The organism is Fusobacterium massiliense (assembly GCF_900095705.1).
Lineage (GTDB): Bacteria > Fusobacteriota > Fusobacteriia > Fusobacteriales > Fusobacteriaceae > Fusobacterium > Fusobacterium massiliense.
In genome coordinates, this window is the sequence record NZ_LT608325.1 from 174,417 (window position 1) to 196,803 (window position 22,387).

The following is a 22,387-nucleotide window of genomic DNA, read 5'->3' on the forward strand; positions in this document are numbered from 1 at the left end:
AAATATACTGTAAAAGTGGTTTATAAAAATTTTTACTAATTTAATAAAAAAATACTATAAAATAATCTAATTTTTTGGTATAATATAGAATAAATTTTATTGCCCTTATAAAAAGGAGAACTAATGAAATCAGTAAAAGTACATATAAAAAACAAAAAAGGTTTACATGCTAGACCATCGTCATTATTTGTAAAATTAGTTACTAGCTACGATTCTGATATTACTGTAAAATCAGAAGATGAAGTTGTTAATGGGAAAAGTATAATGGGACTTATGCTTTTAGCAGCTGAAGAAGGTAGAGAATTAGAACTTATAGCTAATGGACCAGATGAAGATGAAATGTTAAAAGAGTTAGTAGATTTAATTGAGGTTAAAAAATTTAATGAAGAATAATCAAATTGAAATTTTAAGAGCAAAACATATGGGTTTTTGTTTTGGAGTTTTAGAAGCAATAAATATTTGTAATTCTTTAGAAAAAGAAAAAGGGAAAAAGTATATATTAGGTATGCTTGTACATAATAAACAAGTTGTAAATGATATGATACAAAAAGGTTTTGAGATTATAACAGAAGAAGAAGTTCTTAATGATGATAATAATTTAAAAGAAAATGATATTGTTGTAATAAGGGCTCATGGGACATCAAAAGAAATACACGAGAAATTAAAAAGGAAAAAAGTAAAAATTTTTGATGCTACCTGTATTTTTGTTGACAAAATAAGACAAGAAATTGAAATTGCAACTGAAAAGGGTTATGGTATTTTGTTTATGGGAGATAAAAATCACCCTGAAGTAAAAGGAATAATTTCTTTTGCTGATGATATTCAAATATTTGAAACCTTTGAAGAAGCAAAAAAAATAGAGATTTTGAAAGAGAAAACTTATTTACTTTCTACACAGACAACTTTAAATAAACAAAAATTTGAAGAAGTAAAAAAATATTTCAAAGAAAAGTATTCCAATGTAATTATTTTTGATAAAATTTGTGGAGCTACTTCAGTTAGACAAAAAGCTGTAGAAGATTTAGCACCAAAAGTAGATCTTATGATAATCGTTGGAGATACAAAAAGTTCTAACACTAAGAAACTATTAGAAATATCTAAAAAAATAAACAATAATAGTTATTTAGTGGAAGATGAACAGCAATTAGATCTTTCTATAATAAAAGACAAAAAAATTATAGGAATAACTGCTGGAGCGTCAACACCAGAAGAAACAATAAAAAAAATAGAAAATAAAATAAGGGGGACATATAATGCCTAATGTAAATGAAAACCACGATGACTTCCTAGCTATGCTAGAAGATTATTTACCAAATCAAGAAAAGAGAGTAGAAGGGACTATAGAGTCTATGGACCAAAACTTTTCGTATCTTGATGTTCCAGGAGAAAGAACAGCTGTAAGAGTAAGAACAGAAGAATTAAAAGGATATAAAGTTGGAGATGTTGTTGAAGTTTTAATAACTAATATTAGTGAAGAAGACGATGACCAAGAATATATTAATGCATCAAGAAGAAAAATTGAAGTTGAAAAGAACTGGAGTAAAATTGAAGAATCTTTCAAAAACAAAACTGTTTTAGAAGGAGAAATTGTTAAGAGAATAAAAGGTGGATATATAGTTCAAGCATTATTCCATCAAGGATTCTTACCAAATTCTTTATCTGAAATATCAGAAAAAGAAGAAAAAGTTAATGGAAAAAAAGTTTCTGTTATAGTTAAAGATATAAAAGAAGATTCAAAGAGAAACAAAAAGATAACATACTCTGTAAAAGATATTAAATTAGCAGCTCAAGAAAAAGTTTTCTCTAATTTAAGAGAAGGACAAGTTGTTGACTGTACAGTTACTGAAGTTTTAGATTTTGGTTTAGCAGTAGATATTGATGGAGTAAAAGGATTTATACACATTTCTGAAGTATCATGGAAGAGATTAGATAATTTAGCTGCTGAATATAAAGTTGGGCAACAAATAAAAGCTGTTGTTGTTTCTTTAGATGAAGATAAGAGAAATCTAAAATTATCTATCAAAAAGTTAGGAATAGATCCTTGGTCAACAGTTGCAGAAAAATTTGCAGTTGGAGATGTTGTTGATGGAGTTGTAACTAGAGTATTAAACTATGGAGCATTTGTTGAAATAGCTACAGGAGTTGAAGGACTAGTTCATATTTCAGATTTTAGTTGGACTAAAAAGAAAGTTAATGTTTCTGAATATGTAAAAGAAGGAGAAACAATAAAAGTAAATATTGTTGAATTACACCCAGAAGAAAGAAAATTAAAACTTGGGATAAAACAATTAGTTGCAAACCCTTGGGAAAATGCAGAAGAAACTTTTGGAGTAGGACAAGTTGTTAAAGCAAAAGTTGTTGAAGTGAAACAATTTGGAATTTTTGCAGAAATTACTGATGGAGTAGATGTATTTGTTCATGTATCAGATTATAACTGGTTAGGTGAAGAAGTACCTAAGTTTAAAGTTGGAGATGAAGTTGAAGTTAAAATAACTGAACTTGATTCAAAAGAAAAGAAAATAAAAGGAAGTATTAAAGCTTTAAGAAAAAGTCCTTGGGAACATGCTTTAGAAGAATATAAAGTTGGATTAACTGTTGAAAGAAAAATAAAAACAGTTGCTGACTTTGGATTATTTATAGAACTTACAAAAGGAATTGATGGATTTATTCCAACTCAATTTGCTTCTAAAGACTTTATAAAAGATATCAAAGAAAAATTTAAAGAAGGGGATATCGTTAAAGCTCAAATAGTTGAAGTAAATAAAGATACTCAAAAAATTAAACTTTCTATCAAAAAGATAGAACTTGAAGAAAAGAAAAGAGAAGAAAGAGAACAAATAGAAAAATACTCTACTTCTTCATCTGAAGAATAGTAATTAATGACTAAATAATATGAGGAGGAACTCAAAAAAATGTATAAATTAGATTTTTATCATTTTGAGTTCCTTTTTCATTTATTAAGAAAGTATAAAATTAATATGAAAATTAGTCTCTTGACAGCCGTATGAGTTCTACGAGCTCAATGAACACAGGCTCTTCGAACTAATACGGACGTCAGAGACTTTATTTAACATTTAAAATAACATAGTAAAAATAAGTAAGCTATTTTTACTAGCTTTGAAAAGGGAGGAAAAAATGAATAGTGTTTTTATAAGTTCTATTTTATTAAATGAAGCAAAATTTAATAAAAAAATATTTAAGGCGAAATTTGAAAAAGATTGGAGAATTAAGCTTAAAGAAGAGGGAGAAAACACAGAAGATGATGCTAATTGTGTTTTTGATATAGATGGAATGATAGCCGGAATTGTTTTGATGCCAACAAAAATTCCTAATGATGAAGCTATTTATGATGCTAAAACTAATTTTAAATGGAAGGAAGCTGTAAAGGTAGCTGAAGAGCATATAGCTCATATTTTAGTTACTCTAACAATTTTTGAAACTACAGATTTAGTTGAGGCAAGTAAGATTTACACAAAGATTGTTTCTACTTTAGCTAGTGAGCCAGAATGTATAGGAATAGATACTTTAGGAACGGTATTAAATCCTGCAATGTATATAGACTTTACTAAATATTATGATGATAGAGAGATGTTTCCTGTTGAAAATATGATTTTTATAGGAATGTACTCTAATAAGCCTGGAACAGTAAGTGCTTATACATATGGAATGAATGAATTTTTAAAGAAGGATATGGAAATAATAGATAGTATGCAAAAGCCAGAAGATGTATATTATTTGTTACAAGGAATTATAGATTATATAATAACATCTAATGTTATTTTACAAGATGGAGAAACAATAGGATTTTCTGAGGAACAAAAAATATCAATAACAGAATCTGATGGAGTTGCTATTGAAGGGAAAAGTTTGAAATTAGGATTTTAATTAAGAAATTTTATTATTTAATTCTATAGTTTTCTAGAAAATGAAAATAAAGTCTCTTGACAGCCGTATGAGTTCTACGAGCTCAATGAACACAGGCTCTTCGAACTAATACGGACGTCAGAGACTAATTCTCACTATTTAATTTTTATAAGTTTCTATAGGAATAAAAATAAAGTCTCCTGACAGCCGTATGACTCTTCCGAGCTCACCGAAATGCTCTTCAGAGTAATACGGACGTCGGAGACTAATTTTGCTATTTAGTTTTATATTTTTAGAATAAAAAAAACCAAAGAGATTTAATGTTAAATACATTAAATCTTTTTGGTTTTGGGGAGCAATTTTATTTGAATATCTTTTTAAAAGTATTCATAATTTCATTTACAGAAAGTATTTCTTTAATTTTCCAAGCATCTCTACCTGCAAAGAATATACCTCCGTTAAAATCACCATCGTGGGCTTTTCTTAATTTTTCATTGACACAAAACTTTCTAGTACATTTTTTTAAACAATTAGTACAGTGACTAGGCAAGTCAGTAGTTTCGTGTAAAACTTTTTCAACATATGGGCTAGTTATTGCATTAGCAGGTAAACCAGCTGAACTCATTATTTTTACTATGTCTCCTTCTTTTGCATTAACATACATTTCTTTAAATATTTCACTTACTCCACATTCTTTAGAAGCAACAAAACGACTTCCCATTTGTATACCTTGAGCTCCTAATGAAAGCATTCTTTCTCCATCTTCGGGAGTCATAACTCCACCAGCTCCTATAACAGGTATAGAAATATTATGAGAAACTTCAGGAACTATATCCCAAGAATCAAACTCACTACCTAAATGTCCTCCAGCATTTCCACCTTCAACAATTACAGCAGGAGCACCTAATTTTTCAGAAATCTTTGCTAATTTTAAAGAAGACACTATTGGAATAGCTTGAACACCTTTATCTTTTACATATTGAAAAATATCTCTTGAAAATCCAGCTCCAAATATTATGAATTGCACTCCTCCTTCGATGGAAGCATCAACTAAATCCATAAAATTTGTGGTAGCAAACATAATATTTACACCTAAAACTTTCCCAGCACCAATTATTTTTTCTTTAGTTTTTTTAATTTCATCTAATAAATCTGATTTTGAAAGACCAGTTCCGGCTATAACTCCAACCCCACCAGCATTACTAACAGACGCAGCAAGATCAGACATCGACACTCCAATAGCCATACCACCTTGGAAAATAGGCACTTTTATATCAATATTTCCAATTCTAAGCATAAATACCTCCTTTAAATAACAAGTGTTATTTATAGAAATAATTATAGCACACTTTTATTTTTTTTCAAGAAATATTTTAAAAAAATAAAATAAAGTAAAATTTAGATAAAATAAAATAAAGTAAATGTTCTATAATATAAAAAACTGAATTATTTTAAAAAATAAAATTTTAAATAGTACAAAAGATTTGACATATAAATTGGAAAGGAATATACTCAATTATTATGTATAGTATCTTAAGCAGATTTAAAAGGAATAGTGATAACGATGTTGTTAATTTTAGGAATTTTAATTTTTGTTATAGTATTTTATTGCATTATTACTGAAAGAGTACCCTCTTGCTATGCAACTATGATGGGAGCATTATCGATGGCATTTTTAGGAATAGTTACGGAAGAAGAGATACTGGAAACAATACATAGTCGTTTAGAGATACTATTACTACTGATTGGAATGATGGTAATTGTTTCTTTGATTTCTGAAACAGGTGTTTTTCAATGGTTTGCAATAAAAATAGTGAAATTAGTTAGAGGAGAACCTTTTAGATTGCTTGTGTTACTATCTCTAGTTACAGCAGCAAGTTCAGCTTTTTTAGATAATGTTACAACAATCTTACTATTAGCACCAGTTTCTATATTACTGGCTAAACAATTAAAACTCGATCCTTTTCCCTTTGTTATGACTGAAGTTTTATCCTCAGACATAGGTGGAATGGCAACTTTAATAGGAGATCCAACTCAACTTATTATAGGAAATGAAGGAAAGTTGCATTTTAATGAGTTTTTATTTAATACAGCACCAATGACAATAATAGCTTTAACAATATTATTAACAGTAGTTTACTTTACATATATAAAGGATATGAAAGTTCCAAATGAATTAAAAGCTAAGATTATGGAATTAGAAACTCAAAGAATAATAAAAGATAAACAATTATTAAAAGAATCCTTAGTTATTTTACTAGTAGTAATAATAGGTTTTATTTTAAATAATTTTGTTAATACGGGTTTGTCTGTAATTTCTTTATCTGGAGGAATATTTCTTGCTTTTCTAACAAAAAGAGAGCCTAAAAAAATATTTGAAGGCGTTGAATGGGAAACTCTATTTTTCTTTATAGGACTTTTTGTCCTTATAAAAGGTATAGAAAATTTGGGAATAATTAATTTTATAGGAAATAAAATTGTAGATATATCAACAGGAAACTTTAAGATAGCAACTGTTGCAATTATTTGGCTTTCTTCAGTCTTTACATCAATATTAGGAAATGTTGCAAATGCTGCAACATTTTCAAAAATAATAAATACAATAATTCCTATTTTTAAAGAACATTCAAATATAAAAGCATTTTGGTGGGCTTTGTCATTTGGTTCTTGCTTAGGAGGAAGTATAACTATGATAGGGTCAGCAACAAATGTGGTTGCAATATCTGCAGCAGCTAAGGCAGGTTGTAAAATAGATTTTTTTAAATTTATGAAATTTGGAGCAAGAATAGCTATTCTAAACTTAGTTGTTGCTACATTTTATCTTTGGCTTAGATATTTATAAAAAACAAAAAAATTAAATTCAAAAAAAGGTTTTAAAAACAAACAGTGTGATGTATAATTGAATTTTGTTTTTTGTTTTAAACAAAAAGTGTTGACACAATCGACTATATATTATATATTTGAGTTATGAAAAGATTAATAAATAATTTTAGTAGTTAATAATTTATTTTAGGAGGATTTTTATCATGAAAAAAATGGGAATTTTATTAGGATCTCTTCTACTTGTTGCAGGGTTAGTAGGATGTGGAGAAAAAAAAGAAGAAGCACCTGCTGGTGAAAAAGTTTCTATAGGTTTAACAGCTTATAAATTTGACGACAACTTTATAGCTCTATTCAGAAAAGCATTCGAAGCTGAAGCTTCAGCAAAAGCTGACTCAGTAGAAGTTACTTCTATAGATTCACAAAACAGTGTTGCTACTGAAAAAGAACAAATAGAAGCAGTTTTAGAAAAAGGAGTTAAAGCATTTGCAATAAACTTAGTTGATGCATCAGCAGCTGATGGAATCATTAATCTTTTAAAAGAAAAAAATGTACCAGTTGTATTCTACAACAGAAAACCATCTGATGAAGCTATAGCATCTTATGATAAATTATTCTATGTTGGAATTGACCCTAATGCACAAGGTGTGGCACAAGGAGAATTAATAGAAAAAGTATGGAAAGAAAATCCAGCTTTAGACTTAAACGGAGACGGAGTTATCCAATATGTAATGTTAACAGGAGAACCTGGACATCCAGATGCAGTTGCTAGAACAAAATACTCTGTTCAAACTTTAAATGAACATGGATTAAAAACTGAAGAATTACACCAAGATACAGCAATGTGGGATACTGCTACTGCTAAAGATAAAATGGATGCTTGGTTATCAGGACCTAATGGTTCAAAAATAGAAGTTGTAATTTGTAACAACGACGGAATGGCTTTAGGAGCTATCGAATCAATGAAAGCTGCTGGAAAAGTTTTACCAACATTCGGTGTTGACGCATTACCAGAAGCTCTAGTTAAAATAGAAGCAGGAGAAATGGCTGGAACTGTTTTAAACGATGCTAAAGGACAAGCAAGTGCAACTTTCAAAATGGTTGTTAACTTAGCAGAAGGTAAAGAAGCTACAGAAGGAACTGATCTTAAATTAGACAATAAAATCATCTTAATTCCTAGTATCGGAATTGACAAATCTAATGTTGCAGACTTCAAATAAAGAGTAATTGTATAGTAGTCTTAAAGGAGATTGTACATCAATCTCCTTTTTTTAAAAAGAAAAATAAGGAATAGGAGTATTTATGGAAAATCTAAAATATGTTTTGGAAATGGAAAATATATCCAAAGAATTTCCTGGAGTTAAGGCTTTAGATAATGTTCAATTAAAGTTAAGACCTGGAACAGTTCATGCACTTATGGGAGAAAATGGTGCTGGAAAATCAACACTTATGAAATGTTTATTTGGTATTTATGAAAAAAATACTGGTAAAATTTTATTAGATGGACATGAAATAAATTTTAAATCAACAAAAGAAGCTCTTGAAAATGGAGTGTCTATGGTACACCAAGAATTAAACCAAGTTTTACAAAGAAATGTTCTTGATAATATTTGGCTTGGAAGATATCCTATGAAAGGCTTTTTTATTGATGAAAAAAAGATGTATAATGACACTATTGCAATTTTTAAAGATTTAGACATAAAAGTAGACCCTAGAAAGAAAATAGCAGATCTTCCTATAGCGGAAAGACAAATGATAGAAATAGCAAAAGCCGTATCATATAAATCAAAAGTTATAGTAATGGACGAACCAACTTCTTCTTTAACAGAAAAAGAAGTTGAGCATCTATTTAGAATTATTAGAAAATTGAAAGATAGTGGAGTTGGAATAATTTATATTTCTCATAAAATGGAAGAAATAAAAATGATTTCTGATGAAATTACAATATTAAGAGATGGAAAATGGATTTCAACTAATGAAGTAGCTAATATTTCAACTGAACAAATAATCAGTATGATGGTAGGTAGAGATTTAAATGAAAGATTCCCTAAAAAAGATAATGAAGTAAAAGAACTTATATTAGAAGTTAAAAATTTAACTGCATTAAACCAACCATCAATAGTTGATGTAAGTTTTGATTTACATAAAGGTGAAATTCTAGGAATAGCAGGTTTAGTTGGCTCAAAGAGAACTGAAATTGTTGAAACTCTTTTTGGAATTAGACCTAAAGAAAATGGAGAAATAATATTAAATGGAAAATCTATAAAAAATAGAGATCCAAATGAAGCAATAAAAAATGGTTTTGCTCTTGTAACAGAGGAACGTAGAAGTACGGGAATATTTTCTATGTTGGATATTTCTTTTAACTCTGTAATATCTAACTTAGACAGATATAAGAATAGATTTAAACTTCTTAAAAATTCTGAAATAAAAAAAGATACAAAGTGGATAGTTGATAGTATGAGAGTTAAAACTCCATCTTATACAACTAAAATAGGAACTTTATCAGGGGGAAATCAACAAAAAGTTATTATTGGAAGATGGTTGTTGACAGAACCAGAAGTGTTAATGCTTGATGAACCTACAAGAGGAATAGATGTTTTGGCTAAATATGAAATATATCAACTTATGATAGACCTTGCAAAAAAAGATAAGGGAATAATAATGATATCATCAGAAATGCCAGAACTTTTAGGAGTTACAGATAGAATTTTAGTAATGAGTAACGGTAGAGTTGCTGGAATAGTAAAAACATCTGAAACTAATCAAGAAGAAATAATGGAATTATCTGCTAAATATCTATAGAAAAGGAGAAATTTAAATGTTTGCACGTACTAATGATGGAAAAATAAATTATAAAAAAATAATAATTGAAAGTGGATTGTACTTGGTATTGTTTTGTATGCTAATTGCAATAATTGTTAAAGAACCTAGTTTCTTAAGTATAAGAAACTTTAAAAACATATTGACTCAATCTTCTGTAAGAGCAATAATTGCTCTTGGAGTTGCTGGACTTATAGTAACTCAAGGAACAGACTTGTCAGCAGGAAGACAAGTTGGATTGGCAGCAGTTGTATCAGGAACATTATTACAATCTATAACGAATGTAAATAAAGCATTTCCAAGTTTGGGAGAGTTTTCAATATTTACTACAGTTCTTATTGTAGTTGTAGTTGGAATTGTTATAGCTAGTATAAATGGTATAGTGGTTGCTACACTAAATGTACACCCATTTATAGCAACTCTTGGAACAATGACAATAGTTTATGGTATAAACTCTTTATATTATGATAAAGCTGGAGCAGCACCTATTTCAGGTTTTGTAAAAAGCTATAGTACATTTGCTCAAGGAAGTATACAATTATTTGGTTTCACAGTACCATACTTAATAATTTATGCTGCTATTGCAACATTAATTATGTGGATTTTATGGAACAAAACAAAATTTGGTAAAAATGTATTTGCTGTTGGAGGAAACCCTGAAGCTGCAAAAGTGTCAGGAGTTAATGTTGTTTTAACTCTTGTTGGAATATATGCATTATCAGGAGCATATTATGCTTTTGGAGGATTCTTAGAAGCAGGTCGTATAGGTTCAGCAACAAATAACTTAGGATTTATGTATGAAATGGATGCCATAGCTGCCTGTGTTATAGGAGGAGTATCTTTCTATGGTGGTGTTGGTAAAATTTCTGGAGTTATAACAGGAGTTATAATTTTAACAATTATTAACTATGGACTTACATATATAGGAGTTAGCCCATATTGGCAATATATAATCAAAGGTATTATAATTGTTGTTGCTGTTGCATTTGACTCAATTAAATATGCTAAGAAAAAATAAAATATTAAATTTTATATAATATTTTTATAAAAAATAAAAAAGCTAAGTATAGAAAATAAAATTTTGTACTTAGCTTTTTTTGTTAAAAAAAATGGCTATTTGTCAAATAGTGTTGATGAAAAAGTTTAGACTATGACTTAGCATAATTAAGAGAATTTTTGAGAATAAAAACTTGAAAATTCTCTTTTTTTATTGTTACTAAAATTCATTATTGCATAAAAAAATTAGGCATTAATTGAAACAATTCCTTCTTGAATTAATATACGCTTTTTAAAATTGCTAAATTTTGAATATCCAAATGCAGTTCTTTTTATTGATTTAATTTTATTATTTAAACCTTCTATTACTCCATTAGTAATATTAGTTTCAAACATATTTTTAATATATTCCATATATTTTTTAAGAGTTTTTAAAGCAACTCTCATTTTCTCAGAAATTTTTTCTTTACTTCCAAGATATTTTTCTACTATTCCTTCAAATTTTTTAAAATTATTATGTTTAATTGCTTGGATAATATCTTGATATATATTAAAATTAATTTCTAATTCAGGTATTTTATCAAGAATATAATCTACTTTATCTTTACTACTTAATTTGTACTTAAAACTTTGACAGTAGTATTTTATTTCGCAAAGGTCAGGGTAATATTTTAATAATAACTTCCAAAATCTCTTTAATTTTCTTTTTAAAGAAGGATCTTGAATAGAGTTCATAATATATATTCTAGTTTGATTAAATGCTCTGTTAATAAGGTTAACAATATGAAATTTATCTAAAACTATTTCTCCATTAGGAAAGATAGATTTAACTAAGCTAATATATGGAGCATACATATCCATACAAATATATTTCACATTATTTTTAGATTTTAAAGAAAATCTAGAAAAATATTCTGTAAGAGAAGGAAGTCTTCTATCTTCCACTATATCGATAATGCTCTTACTTTGAAAGTCAGCAAAAACAAAAGACATAGCGCCATCAATATTTTTAACAGATTTAAATTCATCAATACAAATAGTTTCTGGTAAATGTTCTCTATTAACTTTAAAATTAGAATAGCAGGTATCCATAATTCTTTGCACAGAAGAGACGGAAATATTATATCTCTTAGCAATAGATGTAAGAGAAATATTTTTTTGAAGTTCAAGCGCGATAGTATATTTAAGATTATTAGATATACTAGAATTATTACTAACAACATTAGTGGAAGGTGAAAAAGTTTTTTTACAATCCTTACAAATATACCTTTGTATAGTAAGCTCAAGTTCAATATTGTAATTCTGGTAAGGAATATACCTAACTTTACGAATTCTTGAACCATTTTTAACAATATTTTTAGAGTTACAATGTGGACAAGCACAGTGATTAGATTTAAGAAATCCTTTAAAAACTTTAATAAAGAAATCGTTTTTTTTAATAATTTGAAAATAGTTTTCTTCTGGAAAAGAAATATTATTATCTTGAATATTTAAGATATTTTTGATAAAATCAGATGGAGACAATGAAATCACTTCCTTTATGGTTATTTTGAGCGATTTAATTTTAACAGGAAAATTTCATTGTCTCAATTTTTTTTTTATTAAAAAATGGCATTAATAGAAATTTTTTCTATCAACACCATTTAGTATACAACCAAAAAAATTTTAAAATCAAGAAAAAATAAAAATGTAAGGGGGGGGGGGTAATAAGTTGAACTTGTATTCAATTGTAATAAAAAAACTTGACATTTTACAAAAAATATGTTAAAATTATACCTATCCATGTATTATATCTAATTTATACAAGTAAAGTATACTATAAAAATCAGATAAGGATTTTGAAAAAAAGTAATTTGAAATAGAAGTTTAAGGTTAAATAGTTTTTAATTTAAAGGGGAGATTATGAATAAAGAAAGAGATGAAAAACTACTTAAATCGTGGTTAAAGAAAAAAATAACTATAACAACGGGAACTGTTGTAGCTTTTTTAATTACAGGAAGCATAGGAGCAACTGTTGCTTATGGGGCAAATGCTGGAAATGCTACTGGAACAGGTGATCCAACATCAGTATCGTATGGACCAAGTGCTAATGCTCAAGGAATGGAGTCGATAGCAATAGGTTCATCAGCAAAAGCAAAAGAAGGACAAAGTATTGCGATAGGGGCTAAATCAGAAGCGACAGGGAAAGATGGAGCATTAGCTGTAGGTAGAGAATCGAAAGCAAGAAAAAATTCTGATATTGTTTTTGGTGGAGAAGCTGAAACTCGAAATCAAGGTGCTGGGTATAGTATTGCCATTGGTGCTGGTGCTATGTCGGGTAGTAACAAAGGTGTTTTAAATCGTAATGGTGGAGATGCAGGTGGTGTAGCTATTGGTACAGGGGCTTATACAGGTGTAAATAGAGGTAATGTTTCTATAAATTCTTCTGTTGCTGTAGGAGCCGGTGCTGGAGCAGGATTTAGAAAATTAGATGCTAATAACATGCCTGCTGGAAATGCGACAGATGTTGACAACAATGAAGAAGTACTAAAAAAGGCTTTTGGTGTTAAAAATGTTGAGGATTATCAAACAATAGCTGGAGATACTAACGGATATACAAATGTAGATATTAATGAAGCAACGTCATTAGGACGTAATGCACGTGCTATAGGAGACCAATCTGTTGCAATAGGAGCTCAAACTATTGCAGGTATGGGTGCTATTGCTTTAGGTGGAAATGATATTACTCAATTTGCAAATAAAAAATATTACAAATCAACGAAAGAAAATTTTAAAGTTACTGAAACAACAGATCATAATCAAGATGCAAAAATATCTGATGACACGATTAGTGGTGCATATAAAAGACTTGTTGGCACTAACTTAGATACTGTATATAAAGCAACTTATGCACAAGATGGATCAGTAGTACTAGGGGCTCAAGCTCATTCAGGAACACCATTGGGAACAGCACTTGGTACGAATGCCTTAGTTCGTAAAGGAGCCTTTGGTGCAACAGCAATTGGTGCCGGTTCGCAAATTCAAGCAAATGCAGAAGCAGCAGTTGCAATAGGGATGGGTTCTGTTGCTAATGGAGCTTATGCTGTAGCTGCAGGAACTGCTTCACTTGCAGAATTTGGAGACGTAGCAATAGGTTATCAAGCAAAAGCCTCTGGTAAAGATGGTGCTATTGCAATGGGACGTGCAACTAATGCTCAAGGGGACTCATCTGTAATGATCGGTGGAGCAAATATTAAATCTGCTTCACAACAAAATACAACTTTTGAAAAAGCAACTGGTCAAACAACTATGAAAACAATAACTGAAACAATAAATGGGAAGTCTGTTAAACGTGAATATAGTTTTGCTGAAACAAAAAATACTAATGGGACAGTAGCTGACGCATATAAAGAGTTGACTGGACGTAATATGGAAATTTCTGAAATTAATTTTGGAGATAATGCAAATAAAAATGGACATGCTTCTACCTCTTTAGGTGTACACGCTTTATCAAAAGGAAACTTAGGAACAGCAATTGGGGCGAGTTCTCGTGCTGATGCGATAGGTTCTGTAGCTCTAGGTGCTGGAGCTCATGCAACTAGACAAAATGCTGTTGCAATTGGAACAGGTTCTACAACTGAATTAGTAGGTACACGTCAATTAAGTGTAAGTTATGATAAAGATGGTAATATTGTTGATGATAATTCAAAAGAAAAAGCTTACACATTTAACTGGGCAGGGGGTATTAATACTTCTGAAGGGGACGTGGTTTCGTTTGGTAGTTCTGGGGCTGAACGTCAATTAAAAAATGTTGCAGCAGGTCGTGTGGCACAAGATTCTACTGACGCAATCAATGGTTCTCAGTTGAACTCTATTGCTCAAAAAGTAGCTTCAGGATGGAATATTGGTGACAAGAATAAAGCTAAAGTTGCTGGTATTGGTACTGAAGACCAAGTTAACTTTATTGATGGTAATGGAACAACTGTTACGGTTGAGAAACAAGAAGAAATAAAAAATGGAACTACTATAACAACACCAAAAGGAGCTAATGTTAAATTTGATGTAAAAGCTAAAGATGGATCTATTACATCTGATGCAAACGGTATTTCTGTCAATACAGATGGAACTACTATTACTAAAGATGCAGATGGAAAATTAAAAGTAAATACAGGGAATATTACAAATAATAATGGAGTACCAACAGTAGCAGATGCAGATAAAAATAAAATAGCAACTGTAGATACAGTTACAAACGCTATTAAGGATTCTTATTGGATAGCTTCAGCAGAAAAAGATGGTACAAAAAAAGGAACAGATGATAATATAAAAGCGGGTACAAAAGTAATATTTGATGCTGGGAAGAATATAGAAATAGAACATAGTACTGCAAATAAATTTACTTTTAAAACAGTAGACACTCCTGAATTTAAAGATATAACTTTAAATGACGGAAGTAGTGCAACACCAAATAAAGTTAAATTAGCACCAACAACAGATGGTCTAAAATTGTCTAAAGGAGATAATGATAATTCTCCTGTAAAAATTACAAATGTAAAAGATGGAGATATTTCAGCAAATTCTAAAGATGCTATTAACGGTAGTCAATTTCATAAAGTGGCTAAAAATACAATTAAATTAGCGGGTCAAAATGAAGGGGCTACAGCGACTGAAACAGAAAAACAAGAGTTAGATAAAACAGGTGGAATTAAATTTACTGTAAAATCTAGTGATGGAAAACTATTAGATGTGGTAGCGGCTGGAGATACAATTACATTGACACCAAAAACAGCTAAACTTACAGCAGATACAAATGGAGTGCCACAAGCTAATACAACTAGTGGTAAATTAGTAACAGCTGATGATTTAATAACAACATTACAAGGAATGGGTTGGAAAGCTACAGCAGATAAAGATGGTACTGGTACAGTAACAGGGAATGCAGAAGAACTTATAAAAGCAGGAGAAAAAGTAACATTTAAAGCAGGGAATAATTTAGCAATTACACAAGCTGGTAAAAACTTTATCTATTCCTTAAATCCAGTATTAACTGGCTTAACAAGTGCTGAATTTAAAGATGCTGAAGGAAATACATCTAAACTTGATGGAACTGGATTAACAATAACACCTAAAGATACTACTAAAAAACCTGTATCTGTAACAAAAGATGGAATAAATGCTGGTGGAAATACTATATCAAATGTAAAAAGTGGTTTAGAACCAATAAAAGCAGCAGATAATAAAGCAGCAGCAGGATTAGTAAACTTAAATACTCCAAATGTATCTGATAATAATGCAGTAACAGTGGGAGATATAAAAAATCTAGGATGGGTAGTTTCAAGTGATAAAACTACTGGAAATTTAACTGAACCATTTTCGGCACAAGTAAAAAATGCAAATGAAGTAGAATTTATAGGGAAAAATAATGCAGTAGTAAGTGCAACAACTGATGGAAATGGGAAACATACTGTAACAGTAGATGTAACTGTACCAGATGTAGAAAAAGGAACAATAGAACTTGATGGAGATAATAAAGGAAAAGTTAAATCGAAAACAGGAGATGGAGATAAATTTACAACAGTTGATACAGTAGTAAATGCTATAAATAGTGCAGCATGGAAAGCAACTTCAGGTAAAGAAGGTAGTGGAGCAGCAGCAACAGGACATACAGAGTCAGTTGAAGAAATTAAAGCAGGAGATACTGTAACATTTAAAGCAGGAGATAATTTAAAAATTAAACAATCTGGAAAAGAATTTACATATTCATTAAATCCAGAATTAACTAACTTAAGTAAAGTAGAAGTTAAAGATAATAAAGGAAATTCAGTAGTAACTACTCCAACAGGAACAACTGTAACAGATAAAGATGGAAACACATCTAAACTTGATGGAACTGGATTAACAATAACACCTAAAGACACTACTAAAGAGCCTGTATCTGTAACAAAAGATGGGATAAATGCTGGTGGAAATGCGATATCAAATGTAGCAGGAAACTTAGATGGAGCTAAAAAAGATACAACTTCACCAAAAACATCATCTACAGGACCATCAACAACAGATTTACCAAATATTGTAAATAATGCAGCAACAGTAGGAGATGTATTAAATGCAGGATGGAACCTACAAAATAATGGAACAGCAAAAGATTTTGTAAAACCTTATGATACAGTAAACTTTGTAGATGGATTAAATACAAAAGCAATAGTAACAACAGATGCAGAGGGAAAAGTAAGTAATGTACAAATAGATGTAAAAGACTTACCAATAGCATATACAAATGAGGCTGGAGATAAAGTAGTAAAAGCAGCAGATGGAAAATACTATAAAGAAAGTGATTTAGAAGGAAAAGTATTTGATCCAAAAACTAAAACATTTAAAAATGCAGATGGAACAGCAGCAGCACAACCAACAGAAGTTACAAAAAATAATATAAAAACTAATTTAGTAAATCCAAATGCAGCAGAAGATAAGAAAGCGACAACAGATCCAAGTACATTAGGAAATGTTAAGAGTGGATTAGATACAATAAAAGATGCAAATGGAGGAACTACACCTAGCACAACAGATAAAGCAGCAGGATTAGTAAACTTAACTAATGATAAAGTGCCTGATAATAATGTAGCAACAGTTGGCGATTTAAGAAAAATGGGATGGGTAGTAAGCTCAGATAAGACAACAGATGGAACAGGAGAATATTCAGAGCAAGTAAAAAATGCAAATGAAGTAAGATTTGTTGGAAAAGGAACAGCTACTGTAAGTGGAAAAACTGATGATAAAGGTGTAAGAACAATAACAGTAGAAGTAAATGACCAAGTATCAACAAATAATTCAGTTACACCAGTTGTATACACTAAAGCAGATGGTACGAAAGTATATCCAATAAAACAAAAAGATGGAACAACTAAGTTCTTTGAAAATCCAGATGGAACAGGAGCAGAAGTACCAAAAGAAGAAGTAAAAACATCAGTAAATGGACCAGATGGAACTAAGAATCCAACTACATTATCAAATGTAAAAGGAAATTTACCACAAGTAAATGATAAAGATAAAACAGTATTTGATCCAAAGACAGGAACAACAAAACCAGCTGATGATAAAAATACAACAAAAGCGCCTATTACAGCAGCAGAAGCAGCAGATATTGTAAAAAATGCAGGAAACAATGCAGCGACAGTAGGAGATGTATTAAATGCAGGATGGAACTTACAAAATAATGGAACAGCAAAAGATTTTGTAAAACCGTACGATACAGTAAACTTTGTGGATGGATTAAATACAAAAGCGATAGTAACAACAGATGCAGATGGAAAAGTAAGCAATGTGCAAATAGATGTAAAAGACTTACCGATAGCATATACAAATAAAGATGGAGATAAGGTAGTAAAAGCAGCAGATGGAAAATACTATAAAGAAAGCGATTTAGCAGGAAAAGTATATGATCCAACAACTAACACATTTAAAAATGCAGATGGTACAGCAGCAACACAACCAACAGAAGTTGCAAAAGATAGTGTAAAAACTAATTTAGTAAATCCAAATGCAGCAGAAAATAAAGCAGGAGATCCAACACAATTAGGAAATGTTAAGAGTGGATTAGATACAATAAAAGATGCGAATGGAGGAACTACACCTAGTACAACAGATAAAGCAGCAGGATTAGTAAACTTAACTAATGATAAAGTATCTGATAATAATGCAGCAACAGTTGGCGATTTAAGAAACATGGGATGGGTTGTAAGTTCAGATAAAACAACAGGAGATTTAGGAACAGCTTACAATGACCAAGTAAGAAATGCTAATGAAGTTAAATTTGTTGGAATAAACGGAGCAACAGTTTCAGGAAAAACTGGAACAGATGGTGTAAGAACAATTACTGTTGATACAAAATCTTTAAAAGATAACACACCATTTGAATATGGAATAAAAGATCCAACAACAGGTATAACAACTCCAGTAGAAAAAGCGACAGATGGAAAATATTATAAACCAGCAGACTTAAATGATGATGGAACACCTAAGGCAAATGCAACACCTCTATTAGATCCAACAAATAATGCTGATCCAAATAAGGATAATTTAGTTGTTAATGCTAAGGGAGATAAACCTCAAGAGGTTAAAAATCTAAAAGGAAACTTAGATCAAACAGTTAATAAAGGTGATAAAGTTCAAGATGCAAATGGAAAACTTGGAACAACAACTGCAACAACACCAACAACTGAAAAATCAGCACCAACTAATGTTGATACAATCTACAACAATGCAGCAACAGTAGGAGATGTATTAAATGCAGGATGGAACCTACAAAATAATGGAACAGCAAAAGATTTTGTAAAACCTTATGATACAGTAAACTTTGTAGATGGATTAAATACAAAAGCGATAGTAACAACAGATGCAGACGGAAAAGTAAGTAATGTACAAATAGATGTAAAAGACTTACCGATAGCATATACAAATGAGGCTGGAGATAAAGTAGTAAAAGCAGCAGATGGAAAATACTATAAAGAAAGCGATTTAGAAGGAAAAGTATATGATCCAATAACTAAAACATTTAAAAATGCAGATGGAACAGCATTAGATAAACAACCAACAGAAGTTGCAAAAAATGATATAAAAACTAATTTAGTAAATCCAAATGCGGAAAAAAATAAAGCAGGAGATCCTACACAATTAGGAAATGTGGAAAATGGAGCAAAAACATTTGAACCAGCAAAAGATGCAGACAAAAAAGATTTAAAATTAGGAAATGATGGAAAATGGTATCCAGCAGATAAAGTTGGTAAAAATGGTGAACCAGAAAAAGGGGCAACACCAGTTACACCAGTAAATCCAGGTAAAGCAGGATTAGTGGACTTCTCTAAATCTAACCCTACAAATGCAGCAACAGTAGGAGATTTACAAAATATGGGATGGGTTGTAAGTTCAGATAAAACAACAGGAGATTTAGAAAAAGCTTACAATGACCAAGTAAGAAATGCTAATGAAGTTAAATTTGTTGGTAAAAATGGAATACAAGTAAGTGGAAAAACTGATGATAAAGGTGTAAGAACATTAACATTTGAAATAGAAGCTGGAGAAGTAACTCCAACAGAAATAACAAAAGCTGATGGAACTAAACTTGTTAAAGTTGGAGATAAAGTTTATAATCCTGAAGATATAGGAACAGATGGAAAACCTAAACAAGGAAAAGATCCAGTAGGAACTATAGCAAAAGATGGAAAAGTTTATAATAATGGAGATGTGACAAACGGACAACCAAAAGAAGGAGTAAACCCTATAGATGGAATAACTGTAACTCCAAATAATGGATCTAAGTTTGTAACAGGAAACCAAGTAGCAGATGCTATTGAAAAATCAGGATTTGTTGTAGGAAAAAATAATAAAGCATTATCAGCAGCTGATTTCAAAAATGAAGATGAAAAAGTAAATCCTAATGATGAATTAAGATTTGCAGATGGAGATAATACTAATGTAAAACTTGCAACAAAAGAAGTGCTAGATGCCTCTGGAAAAGTTAAAACAGTAACAACAGTAAAAGTTGATGTGGTAGACTTACCTGTAAAATATACAGATGCAGATGGAAACATTGTTAAAAAAGGTGAAGATGGGAAATATTACGATCCTAAAGATTTAGACGGAAAAGTGTATGATCCAGCAACTAAGACATATAAAAATGCAGATGGAAAGCCTTTAGATAAACAACCTGAAGCAAAAGATAATGATAAAATAGTATCTAGTCTAGTAAATCCAAATGATGCAAAAGATGGTAAAGTTGGAACGCCAAGTACATTAACAAATGTAGCAAATGGAGCAAAAACATTTGAACCAGCAAAAGATGCAGACGGAAACGATTTAAAATTAGGAAATGATGGAAAATGGTATCCAGCAGATAAAGTTGGTAAAAATGGTGAACCAGAAGCAGGAGCAACACCAGTTACACCAGCAAATCCAGGTAAGGCAGGATTAGTGGACTTCTCTAAATCTAACCCTACAAATGCAGCAACAGTAGGAGATTTACAAAATATGGGTTGGGTTGTTTCAACATCTGATACTGGATATAATGACCAAGTAAGAAATACAAATAAAGTTGATTTTAAACAAGGAACTGGTATTAAAATAAAAGGTGAAACAACAGCAGATGGAACTCGTCAAATAACTATAGGATTAGATACAGGAAAAGTTACAAATGAAGTTACTATAACTAAGCCAAATGGTGAAAAAGTAAATGCAATAAAAGTTACTCAACCAGATGGAACTGTTAAATATTATGAAAAAGATAAAGATGGAAAAGCTGACTTAAAGAAAGAAGTACCAGTTGGAACAGGAGATAATGATAATAAAGTAACAGCTGATGACGGAAGTAGAGTAGTAACAGGAAACAGTGTAGCAACTGCTATTCAAGAATCTGGATGGAATGTTGGAAAAGCTGATGCTAAAGATGTTACTAAAGCATTTGAAACAGAAGCTAAACTTCATGATAAAGTAAACCCTAATGATGATGTTAAATTTGTTGATGGAGATAATACAACAGTTTCTATGGTAACTATTGACAGTCAAAATGATGATGGAACTAAGAAAGCAACAACATATATCAAAACAGATATTAACAGAGATATCAATATCGATAGTGTTACAGCTGGAGGTAAAAATGCAGATGGAACACCAGGTAAAGATGGGGCATTAACTGTTAAAGATAAAAATGGTAACGATAGAGTAAAAGTAGCTCCAAATGGAATGACTATTACTCCAAATAAAGCTGATGGAACACCAGATCCAGATAAAGCAGTATCTCTAACAGATAAAGGATTAAACAACGGTGGAAATAATATCACAAATGTTAAATCTAATTTACCACAAGTAAAAGACGGAGATAAAAAAGCATATGATGTAAATGGAAATCCAATTGCAAATAAAAATAATACAGCAGCTCCTATTACAGCAGCAGATGCAGCAGATTTATTGAACCCTACAAAAGATGGAAAACCAAATCCAAATTTTGCAGGAAATAATGCAGCAACTTTATCTGATGTATTAAATGCAGGATGGAACTTACAAAATAATGGAGCAGAAAAAGATTTTGTAAAACCATACGATACAGTAAACTTTGTAGATGGAACTAATACAACAGCAGTAGTAACTACATCTGATGATGGAACAACAAGTAAAGTAACATATAATGTATCAGGATTACCTATGTCATACACAGATAAAACTGGAAAACCAGTATCTAAAATAGGAGATAAATATTATCCAGTAAATGAAAAAGGTGAAGCAATCAGTGAAAAAGGATTACCTGCTGTAGGTACAAATAAAGATGGAAAATTAGTAGATAGAGATGGAAATGTTATTGAACCAATTAATACAAAAGAAAATCCATTATCAACTAATTTAGTAAATCCAAATGTAGCAACAGATAAACAAACTACAACACCTACACAATTAGGAAATGTAGCACCAGCAGAAATTAGTCCAACATCTACACAAGCTGTAAATGGATCTCAATTATATCAAGTTGTACAAGAAATTAATCATGTAAATAATAAGGTTGATAAATTGGGAGATAGAGTAAACAAAGGTCTTGCAGGAGCAGCAGCTATGTCAGGAATTGAGTTTATGGAAATTGGAATTAACCAAGCAACAGTTGCAGCAGCAGTTGGAGGATATAGAGGAACACATGCAGTAGCAGTTGGTATAGAAGCAGCACCTACAGAAAATACAAGAGTAAATGCAAAAGCTTCATTAACTCCAGGAGCTAGAACTGAAAGTATGTATTCAGTTGGAGCATCTTATAGATTTAACTGGAAATAATTTTTTAAAATTTTGGCAGTCCGTATTAGTTTCTAAAACTTGTACGGCTGCCATAGTATTTTGATTGTTTTTAAGAAATTATAAATATAAAAATTAA

The 22,387-nt window shown here is 30.5% G+C and carries 9 protein-coding genes and 1 pseudogene; 8 read left to right on the forward strand and 2 right to left on the reverse strand.

What is annotated here, in order from left to right:
- Window positions 1–123 precede the first annotated feature (123 nt).
- The 3 genes and pseudogenes from BQ2505_RS01945 (at window position 124) to BQ2505_RS01960 (ending at window position 3,885) form a co-directional block, all read left to right on the forward strand.
- Window positions 124–393 carry an HPr family phosphocarrier protein gene (locus tag BQ2505_RS01945; RefSeq protein WP_074016124.1) on the forward strand — a complete coding sequence of 90 codons (270 nt, stop codon included), beginning with the start codon at window positions 124–126 and terminating at the stop codon, window positions 391–393.
- Between the two features lie 4 nt (window positions 394–397).
- A pseudogene (locus tag BQ2505_RS01955) lies at window positions 398–2,873 on the forward strand (bifunctional 4-hydroxy-3-methylbut-2-enyl diphosphate reductase/30S ribosomal protein S1).
- 262 nt (window positions 2,874–3,135) lie between these two features.
- Window positions 3,136–3,885 (forward strand): DUF4261 domain-containing protein, encoded by a 750-nt coding sequence (locus tag BQ2505_RS01960; RefSeq protein WP_074016126.1) that lies wholly within the window; start codon window positions 3,136–3,138, stop codon window positions 3,883–3,885.
- 340 nt (window positions 3,886–4,225) lie between these two features.
- Here BQ2505_RS01960 and BQ2505_RS01965 read toward each other — a convergent pair whose 3' ends face one another.
- Window positions 4,226–5,161, reverse strand: a complete 936-nt coding sequence (locus BQ2505_RS01965) for an NAD(P)H-dependent flavin oxidoreductase (protein ID WP_074016127.1) — start codon at window positions 5,159–5,161, stop codon at window positions 4,226–4,228.
- Window positions 5,162–5,428: 267 nt separating this feature from the next.
- Here BQ2505_RS01965 and BQ2505_RS01970 point away from each other — a divergent pair, with 267 nt between their 5' ends.
- The 4 genes from BQ2505_RS01970 to mglC all read left to right on the forward strand — a co-directional run bounded on the left by BQ2505_RS01970 (window position 5,429) and on the right by mglC (window position 10,525).
- Complete coding sequence (locus tag BQ2505_RS01970) at window positions 5,429–6,706, forward strand: ArsB/NhaD family transporter (protein ID WP_074016128.1); 1,278 nt, start codon at window positions 5,429–5,431, stop codon at window positions 6,704–6,706.
- Window positions 6,707–6,890: 184 nt separating this feature from the next.
- Complete coding sequence (mglB, locus tag BQ2505_RS01975) at window positions 6,891–7,904, forward strand: galactose/glucose ABC transporter substrate-binding protein MglB (protein WP_074016129.1); 1,014 nt, start codon at window positions 6,891–6,893, stop codon at window positions 7,902–7,904.
- Window positions 7,905–7,986: 82 nt separating this feature from the next.
- Window positions 7,987–9,489, forward strand: coding sequence for a galactose/methyl galactoside ABC transporter ATP-binding protein MglA (gene mglA / locus BQ2505_RS01980; RefSeq protein WP_074016130.1), 1,503 nt, complete (start codon window positions 7,987–7,989; stop codon window positions 9,487–9,489).
- 16 nt (window positions 9,490–9,505) lie between these two features.
- Complete coding sequence (gene mglC, locus BQ2505_RS01985) at window positions 9,506–10,525, forward strand: galactose/methyl galactoside ABC transporter permease MglC (RefSeq protein ID WP_074016131.1); 1,020 nt, start codon at window positions 9,506–9,508, stop codon at window positions 10,523–10,525.
- A gap of 224 nt (window positions 10,526–10,749) precedes the next feature.
- Here mglC and BQ2505_RS01990 read toward each other — a convergent pair whose 3' ends face one another.
- Window positions 10,750–12,036: an ISL3 family transposase gene (locus BQ2505_RS01990; RefSeq protein WP_083232296.1), complete on the reverse strand. Its 1,287-nt coding sequence runs from the start codon at window positions 12,034–12,036 to the stop codon at window positions 10,750–10,752.
- A 369-nt stretch (window positions 12,037–12,405) separates the two neighbouring features.
- Here BQ2505_RS01990 and BQ2505_RS01995 point away from each other — a divergent pair, with 369 nt between their 5' ends.
- On the forward strand, window positions 12,406–22,290 hold the full coding sequence (locus tag BQ2505_RS01995; RefSeq protein ID WP_074016132.1) for a YadA-like family protein: 9,885 nt from the start codon (window positions 12,406–12,408) through the stop codon (window positions 22,288–22,290).
- Window positions 22,291–22,387: the final 97 nt, after the last annotated feature.

What these genes read in the sequence shown, in the direction of transcription:
- BQ2505_RS01970 (WP_074016128.1), top strand. Translation starts at nt 5,429, where the DNA reads ATGTTGTTAATTTTAGGAATTTTAATTTTTGTTATAGTATTTTATTGC.
- BQ2505_RS01965 (WP_074016127.1), bottom strand. Translation starts at nt 5,161, where the DNA reads ATGCTTAGAATTGGAAATATTGATATAAAAGTGCCTATTTTCCAAGGT.
- mglA (WP_074016130.1), top strand. Translation starts at nt 7,987, where the DNA reads ATGGAAAATCTAAAATATGTTTTGGAAATGGAAAATATATCCAAAGAA.
- BQ2505_RS01945 (WP_074016124.1), top strand. Translation starts at nt 124, where the DNA reads ATGAAATCAGTAAAAGTACATATAAAAAACAAAAAAGGTTTACATGCT.
- mglB (WP_074016129.1), top strand. Translation starts at nt 6,891, where the DNA reads ATGAAAAAAATGGGAATTTTATTAGGATCTCTTCTACTTGTTGCAGGG.
- BQ2505_RS01960 (WP_074016126.1), top strand. Translation starts at nt 3,136, where the DNA reads ATGAATAGTGTTTTTATAAGTTCTATTTTATTAAATGAAGCAAAATTT.
- BQ2505_RS01995 (WP_074016132.1), top strand. Translation starts at nt 12,406, where the DNA reads ATGAATAAAGAAAGAGATGAAAAACTACTTAAATCGTGGTTAAAGAAA.
- mglC (WP_074016131.1), top strand. Translation starts at nt 9,506, where the DNA reads ATGTTTGCACGTACTAATGATGGAAAAATAAATTATAAAAAAATAATA.